This is a genomic window from Pseudomonas sp. JL2, from assembly GCF_031570495.1.
Classification (GTDB): Bacteria; Pseudomonadota; Gammaproteobacteria; order Pseudomonadales; family Pseudomonadaceae; genus Aquipseudomonas; species Aquipseudomonas rhizophila.
Window position 1 is genome coordinate 1 of record NZ_JAKUDH010000057.1, and the last position, 2,884, is coordinate 2,884.

A 2,884-nucleotide genomic window follows, 5' to 3' on the forward strand; every position below is an offset into this window, starting at 1 on the left:
GGTCATCGTCAAGATTAAATTCCGAAACCCCTATCTGCTGACGCAGGTAGGGGTTTTGTTTTGCTCGCAGGAAAGACCATTTGTGTTTCTATGCAACGGTCTTGCGCATCGCTATCATGCGGGCCTCATTATCAGGTGCAGTTTGCATGCTCACGTTGCTTAAACTTCTGAAAGATGGCCGCTTCCACTCGGGTCAGGCGCTGGGTACTGCGCTGGGTATCAGTCGTAGTGCTGTATGGAAGCAGTTGCAGCACCTGGAGGCGGAGTTAGGGCTATCTGTTCATAAGGTTCGAGGTAGAGGTTATCAGCTGGCTAAGCCGCTGCTGCTTTTGGACTCGGCTGAGATTAGCGCCAAAGAGTCCTGTGAGTGGCCCATCCATATATTTGACTCCATTGATTCGACCAACGCTGAAGCGCTTCGCGCCATAGAGCGTGGAATGAGCGCGCCATTTATGATTTTGGCCGAGCGACAGACAGCCGGTCGTGGTCGTCGTGGTCGCAAGTGGGTGAGTCCGTTTGCCGACAATCTTTACCACAGTCTGGTGCTGCGAATTGATGGTGGCATGCGCCAAATTGAGGGGCTCAGCCTGGTTGTGGGGCTTGCAGTTATGCACGCCTTGCATGATATGGGGATTGCGGGGGCTGGGCTGAAGTGGCCTAACGATGTCCTGGTAGGTGATAAGAAAATCGCGGGCATCTTGCTTGAATTGGTGGGGGATCCAGCAGACGTTTGCCACGTTGTTCTCGGCGTAGGGATTAATGTGAATATGCGGTCGACCGATGAGGTCGACCAGCAATGGACGTCCATGTGCCTTGAGGCGGGCAGGGATTTTGATCGAAACGAGCTGGTTGGACGGTTGGCCGCGAAGTTTCAGCATTACCTCAGGCTCCACCAGGTGTCGGGTTTCTCCGCGATCCAGGAGGAATGGGAGCGATACCATCTGTGGCAGGGGCGGAATGTTTCCCTGATTGCCGGTATCAACCAGGTTGACGGGGTTGTGATGGGCATTGATCGTCAGGGCGCGCTGCGTTTGAAGGTGGATGGCGTGGAAAAAATCTTTAGCGGTGGTGAGCTCAGTTTGAGGTTGCGTGATGATTCTTGAGCTCGATTGCGGCAATAGCTTTATCAAGTGGCGTGTCCTTGACTTCGACGGCGTAACACCGATCGAAGGAGGGGTGGTTGGTACCGATAGTGCCCTGCTGGCAAGCTTGAGTGACGCCGATAAATTTAAGCTCAAGAAATGCCGTCTCGTTAGCGTGAGGACTCCGCAAGAGACGGATTCGTTGGTTGCTCTACTAATTGATGTTTTTGGAGTGTCTGTCTCACGCGCTGTGCCTGTTCGGGAGTTGGCCGGTGTTAAGAACGGTTACAACGATTACGAGCGGCTAGGGCTCGATCGATGGTTGGCTTTGCTTGGGGGCTTCCATCTCGCTTCGGGAGCCTGCCTGGTGCTCGATTTCGGTACGGCCGTTACAGCGGATTTCGTGGCCGCGGATGGTGAGCATTTAGGGGGGTTCATTTGTCCTGGTATGCCTTTGATGCGTAATCAGTTGCGCACTCATACCCGACGGATTCGCTATGACGATACGGCTGCCGAGCGGGCTCACGAGAGTCTCGCCCCTGGTCGTGCGACCGTTGAGGCGGTGGAGCGCGGTTGCATGCTCATGCTCAGAGGGTTTGTCCTGACTCAGCTTGAACTGGCTAAAGAATATTGGGGGAACGACTTCGTAGTATTTCTCACGGGGGGAGATGCCAATTTGGTATCCGGTGTTGTGCCTGATGCCAGGGTAGTGCCTGATCTGGTTTTTGTTGGTTTGGCGATGGCCTGCCCTTTGTCTTGAGGTTCCTATGCGGTGGCTTTTTCTGCTGTTGGTGGTTTTGAATGTCTTTTATTACGTCTGGCATCAACAGGAGGCTCCGCTTCGGGCAAAAGATGTGACTCCGTTGAGTTTGTACCGAGGGTCGCAGCAGGATATTCATCTCTTGAGCGAAACGGCAGATGCGCTTGTAAGGCGGGATTCAGGCAAATCTGCTGGCCGAGGCGCATGTGTTTATCTTGGTGGCTTCACCCGGATTGAAATGGCGCGCCAGCTGGAGCAGCGGCTCGCGGCATCCGGGATCGCGGCTCGCTCCATTGCGCAGGGCTCACCGAATCTGCCTGAGGGAGAAGGATTTTGGGTTCTGATTTCGCCAGATAGCGCGATGAAGGTGAATGAAACGCTGCTTCAAAACCTTTCTAAAGAATTCAATGAGTTAAAACATAAAATAATGCCCTGTGAGGGGGTTGCACCCGCAGGGTAGTTTGCATAGAATGGCGCCCGCTTCGCAGCGAAGGCCTTTAATGGCTGGCGCCACGAAGCGGCGTCAACGCAGCTAACCTCAGGTTTTTTATGAGAAAATGCTTGACAGAAGGCTGGCATGATATAGAATGCCGGCTCGCTTAGGAGGGGTTCCCGAGCGGCCAAAGGGATCAGACTGTAAATCTGACGTCTACGACTTCGAAGGTTCGAATCCTTCCCCCTCCACCAGTTTTAGCGTGAGCTGCAAGCTCCGCGGGTATAGTTTAGTGGTAGAACCTCAGCCTTCCAAGCTGATGATGCGGGTTCGATTCCCGCTACCCGCTCCAAGTTTGCAGGTTGTGCATAGTGTTTCGCTCTTGTAGCTCAGTTGGTAGAGCACACCCTTGGTAAGGGTGAGGTCAGCGGTTCAAATCCGCTCAAGAGCTCCATATAACAAGGCAGATATGAAAATATCTGCCTTTGTTTTAATGGTTTGTGTGACTTGCTAAATTCTTCTCCTAGGGGTGATTTCGATGGCTAAGGAAAAGTTCGAACGTAATAAGCCGCACGTCAACGTTGGCACCATCGGTCACGTCGACCACGG

At 53.4% G+C, this 2,884-nt stretch carries 3 protein-coding genes, 3 tRNA genes and 1 pseudogene; all 7 read left to right on the forward strand.

The window, feature by feature from the left end:
- The first annotated feature begins 146 nt into the window (after window positions 1-146).
- Complete coding sequence (gene birA / locus MKS85_RS28670) at window positions 147-1,103, forward strand: bifunctional biotin--[acetyl-CoA-carboxylase] ligase/biotin operon repressor BirA (RefSeq protein ID WP_188252481.1); 957 nt, start codon at window positions 147-149, stop codon at window positions 1,101-1,103.
- Entirely contained in the window at window positions 1,093-1,842 is a 750-nt protein-coding gene (locus tag MKS85_RS28675) for a pantothenate kinase (RefSeq protein ID WP_188252482.1), read from the forward strand. Before birA ends, MKS85_RS28675 begins: the two co-directional genes overlap by 11 nt.
- 7 nt (window positions 1,843-1,849) lie before the next feature.
- Window positions 1,850-2,302, forward strand: a complete 453-nt coding sequence (locus tag MKS85_RS28680; RefSeq protein WP_047230552.1) for a hypothetical protein — start codon at window positions 1,850-1,852, stop codon at window positions 2,300-2,302.
- 142 nt (window positions 2,303-2,444) lie between these two features.
- A tRNA-Tyr gene (locus MKS85_RS28685) sits at window positions 2,445-2,529 on the forward strand.
- Between the two features lie 24 nt (window positions 2,530-2,553).
- Window positions 2,554-2,627 (forward strand) — tRNA-Gly (locus MKS85_RS28690).
- 26 nt (window positions 2,628-2,653) lie between these two features.
- Window positions 2,654-2,729 (forward strand) — tRNA-Thr (locus MKS85_RS28695).
- 84 nt (window positions 2,730-2,813) lie between these two features.
- Window positions 2,814-2,884 (forward strand): annotated as a pseudogene (locus tag MKS85_RS28700) (elongation factor Tu); the annotation flags it as partial.